Raw genomic sequence first — 6,739 nt, 5'->3', positions numbered from 1 at the left:
GCCCACCCCTGTCCCAGCCGCAGCCGTTCTCCGCGCAGGGTGACGACCGACAGCTCCCGGGCGCTGTCCGCCGTCGTCCCCCAGGCGACCGAGTGCGAGCCGCAGGAGTTGTTGCCGATCATGCCGCCGAGCGTGCAGCGGCTGTGGGTGGAGGGGTCCGGGCCGAAGCGCAGGCCGTGCGGTGCGGCGGCCTCCTGGAGCCGGTCGAGGACGAGGCCGGGCTGGACGACGGCCGTGCGCGCCTCCGGGTCGACGGACAGCAGGCGGTTCATGTGCCGGGTGAAGTCGAGCACCACTCCGGTGCCGGTCGCCTGTCCCGCGATCGACGTCCCGCCGCCGCGCGGCACCACGGGGACGCCGTACGTCCGGCAGACCGCGAGGGCCGCCGCCACGTCGTCGGCGTCCCGTGGAGCCACCACGCCGAGCGGCACCCGGCGGTAGTTGGAGGCGTCCATGGTCGTCAGCGCCCGCGCGGTGGTGCCGAAGTCCACCTCACCGCGCACGGCCGCCCGCAGCCCGGTCCGCAGTTCCCGGAGATCCCTCATCCCCCCAGGATGCCTCTCGGCGGACGGGCCACCCGTGACCGCGCACACCCCCGCGCGGCACCCGGGACGGGAACCGGTCCCCTCCGGGTTGGACCAACTCCCTTGAATAGAACCGGAATACCTCCTAGGCGATCACGAACTCCCATATAGTGACCGCGAGTTGCGCACAGTTGTCGGTCCTCGTTCAAAAGCGATCCAGAACCGGGTCCGGCGACCTCATCGAACCGCGCGAGGGCCGCGCAGACGACGGCGCACGCCCGCGAACCCGACCGCGAACCCGACCGAGGACCCGACCGAGGACCCTGACTGATGACCTCCCCCCTGCTCCCCGGCGACCGCCCCACCCCTCGCAGCCTGCTCCCCGTCCCGTTGCTCACAGCGGTGCTCGCCGCGGTCGCGGTCACCGCCGTCGTGCTCCTGGGGCCGGAGTCCGCGCGCGGTCCGCTCGCGGCGGCCGGGGTGACCGCCGCCCTGCTGCTGTGCGCGGCCGTCACGGTGGCCGCGCACGCCGTCCTGTCGGCGCGGGCGGCCCGCGGGCGGCTGGAAGCGGTCACCCAGGACGTCGGACGGCTGCTCCAGGAGCGGACCCGCCTCGCCGAGGACCTGGCGGCGGAACGCGACCGCCGCACCGAGCAGCACGACGCCGCCACCGCCCGGTTGGCGCGGGAGCTCGCCGAGGAGCGGGCCCGGCTCACGGACGACCACGCCGCCGAACTCAAGCGGCTCACCGAGGAACACGCCGCCCGCACCGACCGGTTGACGCAGGAGCACACCGAGGAGCAGGCCCGGCTGAGCGGGGAGCGCGACCGGCTCGCACAGGACCGGGACCGGCTCGTCGCAGAGGGCGCGCGGCTGGCCGCCCGGCTGCGCGAGGCCAACAACGCCCGGGCCGCCGCGCTGTCCGCGACCGCCAACGCGGCCGGCCGTATGCAGGCCCTGTCCACCGGCATGCTCGCGGACCTGCGCGCGATGGAGGACAAGCACCACGACGAGGAGGTCCTCGCCGACCTCCTCCACCTCGACCATCGCACCGCCCAGGCAGGCAGGCTCGCCGACTCCGTCGCCGTCCTCACCGGCGCCCGCTCGGGTCGCCGCTGGGCCCGGCCCATCGGCATGGAGTCGATCCTGCGCGGCGCCATGGGCCGGATCAACGGCTACCAGCGCGTCCGCGCCCACTCCACCAGCGACATCGCCGTCGCCGGGCACGCCGCCGAGGGCGTGATGCACGCGCTCGCCGAACTCCTCGACAACGCGGCCAACTTCTCACCGCCGACCGCCGAGGTCCACGTCTACGTCGAGGAGGTGCCGGCCGGGGTCATCGTGTCCGTCGAGGACAGCGGGCTCGTCATGGGCGAGGCCCAGCTGCGTCGCGCCGAGCGCGCGGTCTCCGGCGAGTCCACCGGACTCGGGGGCCTCACCGGTACGCGGCTCGGACTCACCGTGGTGGGCCGGCTGGCCCGGCGATACGGCCTCCGGATCTCCTACCGCCCCTCGGCCCGCGGCGGCACGGGCGTGCTGATGCTCGTCCCGCAGGACATCCTCGTATCGCCGGACGCGCCCAGGCCCCCGGCCGCCGACGCCACCACGACGACCGCCGCGCCGCCCGTCACCGCCGCGCCGCCCGTCACCGCCACGCCGGCCTTCCCCACCGCCACGCCGGCACCGTCCACGTCGCCCGCGGACGAGATCCCGGCGGCCACGGCGTCCGAGCCGTCCGCCCTGCGCCTCCCCCGCCGCCGCGGCACCCTCCCGGCCGACGAACCGGCCCGCCCCACCGACGGGGTGGAACCGGAAACGCGCCACGCCGCCTCGTACGACACCGCCCCGGCGGAACGCGGCGCGACGCCCAGCGCCACCTCCCGCCCCGCGCCGGCCCCCGGCCACTCGTACGCGGCGTCCCGCGCAGGAGCCGACGACCTCGACCCCGACCCGGTACCCACCCATGAATCCCCGGCCCGGGGCACGGACGCGTCCCTGCTCAGCCTCCCGCGCCGCCGACGCGGCCGAACCCTCGCCGAGGCCGAGCGCACACGTTCCGCCGGTCGCACCGCCGTCCAGCGGCCGGCCCCGACCGCCGAGGAGACCAAGGCCCGCACGGCCCGCTTCAGCAGCTTCCGCCAGGCCGTACGCGCCACCACCCCGGACGACACCACCGCCGAGGCCGCCGCCGACGCCGGTACGACCGCCGGGACCTCCGGCACCACCCCCGACCAGACCAGCGAACCCCGGACCACCGAACCCCGGACCACCCCCATGACCCCGGAAGGCGACACCACCTCATGACCGGCACGACAACCGCCGACGAGAAGCTCACCTGGCTGATGGAAGGCCTTCTGGAGCGCACGCCGGGTGCTCGGCACGCCCTGGTGCTGTCCCGGGACGGCCTGAAGCTGTGCCGCACCCCGGAACTCTCCGCCGACCGGGCCGACCAGCTCGCCGCGATCGCCGCGGGCATCCAGTCGCTGTCGCACGGCGCGTCCGTGGAGTTCGGCGACGGCAGCGGGGGCGTCCGGTCCGCGATGACCGAGTTCTACGGCGGGGTGCTGTTCATCGTGGAGGCGGGCGAGGGCGCGCACCTGGCCGTCGTCACCACCGAGGATGCGGACGTCGGGCTCATCGGGCACAACATGAGCGAGGTCGTGGAGCAACTCGGCGAGCACCTGACCGCGCCGCCGCGCACCTCATGAGCAGGCCCGGCCGGGACGACGCCCCGGACCGGCTCTACACCCTCACCCAGGGACGCAGCCGGTCCGGGCCCGACAACCCCTTCGACCTGGTGACCCTCGTCGTCGCCGAATGCGATCCGGTGCCCGGCATGCAGTCCGAGCACGCCGCGATCCTGCGGCTGACCGGGCGCCCCGCGGCGGTCGTGGAGATCGCGGCCGAACTCGAACTGCCGGTGAGCATCACCCGCATCCTGCTCTCCGACCTCCTCGCGGCGGGCCGCGTCAGCGCCCGCCATCCCCGCAAGGCCGCCGTTCCCGACCCCGACATCCTGGAGCAGGTGCTCGTTGGACTCCGCAACCTCTGAGCCGCGCACGACCTCCGCGCCGCGCACGACCTCCGAGACGCGCACACCGCTGGACGCGTCGGCCGACAACGGCCTCAAGATCGTGATCGTGGGCGGCTTCGGCGCCGGCAAGACGACGATGGTCCGCTCGGTGAGCGAGATACGTCCCCTCAACACCGAGGAGACGATGACCCGGGCCGGAGAGGCCGTCGACGACGTCAGCGGGGTGCGCGGCAAGACCGCGACCACCGTCGCCTTCGACTTCGGCCGGATCACGCTCGACTCGCACAACGTGCTGTACCTGTTCGGGGCACCCGGTCAGGAGCGCTTCTGGTTCCTGTGGGACCGGCTGTTCTCCGGCACGCTGGGCGCGGTCGTCCTGGTCGACACCCGGCGCATCGACGACTCCTGGTACGCCATCGACCGGCTGGAGAAACACGGCACGCCGTTCATCGTGGCCTGCAACGACTTCGGCGGCCCCGCCTTCACGCCGGAGCAGATCCGCGAGGCCCTCGACCTCGATCCGCACGTGCCGCTGGTCACCTGTGACGCGCGATCCCGGGAATCCAGCAAGCTGGTGCTGATCACCTTGGTGGAGCACATCCGGGCTCTGTACGCCGACCTCTCCCGAGCCCCCCGTCAGGAGCTGGTGTGAACCCCACCCCCGCCCCCGTCCACCTCAGCGGTCCCCTGCTCCAGGACGACCCGGCCAAGGTGTACCGGGAGATGCGGCGCGAGCACGGCAGCGTGGTCCCGGTCCTGCTCGACGGCGACGTACCGGCCTGGCTGGTGCTCGGCTACCGCGAGCTGCACCAGATCACCGGGGACCCGGTGCTGTTCAGCCGCGACTCCGACCTGTGGAACCAGTGGGTGAACATCCCCGACGACTGGCCGCTGCTGCCGATGATCGGCCGTAAGCAGCCGTCGATCCTGTACACCGTCGGCGAGCGGCACCGCGAGCGGGCCGGAATGCTGATCACCGCGCTGGAGGCCGTGGACCCGTTCGAACTGCGCGGTTACGCCGAGAAGTTCGCCGACGAGCTGATCGACGGCATCTGTCCCAGGGGCAGCGCCGACATCGTCGCCGAGTTCGCGATGCTGCTGCCGGTGCGCGTACTGGCCCGCCTCTACGGCTTCGCCGACGAGGAGGGCCCGGCCCTGGTCACCGCCCTCAACGACATGATCGACGGCCGGGAGCGGGCCATCGCCGGCCAGACCCACCTGTTCACGTCGATGACGGAGTTGGTGGCCGGCCGTAAGGAGAAGCCCGCCGAGGACGTCGTGTCCCGGATGCTCGCCGACACCTCCGGATTCACCGCGGAGGAGATCTGCCAGGACCTGATGGTGATGATGGCGGCCGGACACCAGCCGACCGCCGACTGGATCGGCAACTCCCTGCGCCTGATGCTGACGGACGGCCGGTTCGCCGCGTCCCTGTTCGGTGGCCGCAACAGCGTCGCCGAGGCGATGAACGAGGTGCTGTGGGAGGACACCCCCACACAGAACGTGGCCGGCCGCTGGGCGGCCCGCGACACCCAGCTGGGCGGTCGTCGCATCCGCGCCGGCGACATGCTGCTCCTCGGCCTCCAGGGTGCCAACTCCGACCCCCAGGTGCGTACCGACGGCTCGGCCCTGACCGGCGGCAACAGCGCGCACTTCTCCTTCGGCCACGGGGAGCACCGCTGCCCGTTCCCGGCGCAGGAGATCGCCGAGGTGATCGCGCGGACCGGCATCGAGGTGATCCTGGACCGGCTGCCGGACATCGACCTCGCGGTACCGGCCGCGTCCCTGACCCGCCGCCCGTCGCCGTGGCTGCGCGGGCTGTCCGAACTTCCGGTCACGTTCACTCCCACCCCTTCCCTTGGAGGCAGGTTCGCATGACGGCTGCTATGGACACGACGACGGACATCGGACAGTCCCGCATCCACCTCGACCCGTTCGTCTCCGACCTGGACGGAGAGAGCGCCGCGCTGCGGGCCGCCGGACCCCTCACGCCCGTGATGCTGCCGGGCGGCGTACCGGTGTGGGCGGTCACGCACCACGCCGAGGCCAAGAAGCTGCTCACCGACCCCCGGCTGGTGAAGGACATCAACGTCTGGGGCGCCTGGCAGCGTGGCGAGATCGCCCCCGACTGGCCGCTGATCGGACTGGCCAACCCGGGCCGGTCCATGCTGACCGTGGACGGCGCGGACCACCGCCGCCTGCGCACCCTGGTCGCCCAGGCGCTCACGCCCCGCCGGGTGGAGCGGATGCGCGCCCGGATCACGGAGCTGACGGAAGGGCTGCTGGACCGCGTCGCCGAGCACAAGGACGACACGGTCGACCTGAAGTCGATGTTCGCGTACCCGCTGCCGATGTACGTCATCGCCGACCTGATGGGGCTGGCGGAGGAGCGGCTGCCGCGGCTGAAGGAGCTGTTCGAGAAGTTCTTCTCGACGCAGACCCCGCCGGAGGAGGTCGTCGCGACACTGACCGAGTTGGCCGGAATCATGGCCGAGACGGTCGCGCAGAAGCGCGAGAACCCCGGCGACGACCTGACCTCCGCGCTGATCCAGGCGTCCGAGAACGGCGACAGCCTCACCGACCAGGAGATCGTCTCCACCCTCCAGCTGATGATCGCGGCCGGTCACGAGACGACGATCTCCCTCATCGTCAACGCGGTGGTCAACCTCTCCACCCACCCCGAACAGCGCGCGCTGGTGCTGGCCGGCGGGGCGGACTGGTCGGCGGTGATCGAGGAGACCCTGCGGTACTCCACCCCCACGTCCCACGTGCTGATCCGGTTCGCCACGGAGGACGTACCGGTCGGGGACAGGGTCCTGCCGGCCGGGGACGCGCTGATCGTGTCGTACGCCGCGATCGGCCGCGACGAGCAGGCCCACGGTCCGACGGCCGGCGCCTTCGACATCACCCGGGACACCCCGAACCGCCACATCTCGTTCGGCCACGGCCCGCACGTGTGCCCCGGAGCGGCCCTGTCCCGCCTGGAGGCGGGCGTGGCCCTGCCCGCCCTGTACGCACGCTTCCCGGATCTGGACCTGGCGGTCCCGGCGAGCGAGCTGCGCAACAAGCCGGTGGTCACCCAGAACGACCTGTACGAGCTCCCGGTGAAGCTCGGGGGCTGATCCCGGGGCGCCGGTGCGGGCGCCGAGGCGGGCGGACGACCCACCGCCGGTCCCCTCCC

7 protein-coding genes are annotated in these 6,739 nt (G+C 73.1%); 6 read left to right on the top strand and 1 reads right to left on the bottom strand.

Features of this window, described 5'->3' with window-relative positions; translation table 11 throughout:
• Positions 1-545, bottom strand: a 545-nt coding sequence (locus tag RH94_RS42095) for an FAD-binding oxidoreductase (protein WP_234425503.1), incomplete at its 3' end; no start/stop codon positions are given.
• Positions 546-854: 309 nt separating this feature from the next.
• Here RH94_RS42095 and RH94_RS03000 point away from each other — a divergent pair.
• From RH94_RS03000 to RH94_RS02975, 6 genes are read left to right on the top strand one after another with little or no spacing between them, the layout of a single operon-like run.
• Entirely contained in the window at positions 855-2,828 is a 1,974-nt protein-coding gene (locus RH94_RS03000) for an ATP-binding protein (RefSeq protein ID WP_073946103.1), read from the top strand.
• Positions 2,825-3,232 carry a roadblock/LC7 domain-containing protein gene (locus tag RH94_RS02995; RefSeq protein ID WP_073946102.1) on the top strand — a complete coding sequence of 136 codons (408 nt, stop codon included), beginning with the start codon at positions 2,825-2,827 and terminating at the stop codon, positions 3,230-3,232. Before RH94_RS03000 ends, RH94_RS02995 begins: the two co-directional genes overlap by 4 nt.
• Complete coding sequence (locus RH94_RS02990; protein ID WP_073946101.1) at positions 3,229-3,576, top strand: DUF742 domain-containing protein; 348 nt, start codon at positions 3,229-3,231, stop codon at positions 3,574-3,576. The genes RH94_RS02995 and RH94_RS02990 overlap by 4 nt, the downstream gene beginning before the upstream one ends.
• Entirely contained in the window at positions 3,557-4,210 is a 654-nt protein-coding gene (locus RH94_RS02985) for a GTP-binding protein (protein ID WP_199880855.1), read from the top strand. The genes RH94_RS02990 and RH94_RS02985 overlap by 20 nt, the downstream gene beginning before the upstream one ends.
• On the top strand, positions 4,207-5,436 hold the full coding sequence (locus RH94_RS02980; RefSeq protein WP_073946100.1) for a cytochrome P450: 1,230 nt from the start codon (positions 4,207-4,209) through the stop codon (positions 5,434-5,436). The genes RH94_RS02985 and RH94_RS02980 overlap by 4 nt, the downstream gene beginning before the upstream one ends.
• The gene (locus tag RH94_RS02975) at positions 5,433-6,680 is read left to right on the top strand and encodes a cytochrome P450 family protein (RefSeq protein WP_073946099.1); all 1,248 of its coding nucleotides are present in this window, start codon (positions 5,433-5,435) and stop codon (positions 6,678-6,680) included. Before RH94_RS02980 ends, RH94_RS02975 begins: the two co-directional genes overlap by 4 nt.
• The last annotated feature ends 59 nt before the right edge of the window (positions 6,681-6,739 follow it).

This window comes from Streptomyces kebangsaanensis (assembly GCF_001906585.1).
Classification (GTDB): Bacteria; Actinomycetota; Actinomycetes; order Streptomycetales; family Streptomycetaceae; genus Streptomyces; species Streptomyces kebangsaanensis.
The sequence above is the reverse complement of the archived record's forward strand: the minus strand, read 5'-3'. Positions and strand labels throughout refer to the sequence as shown.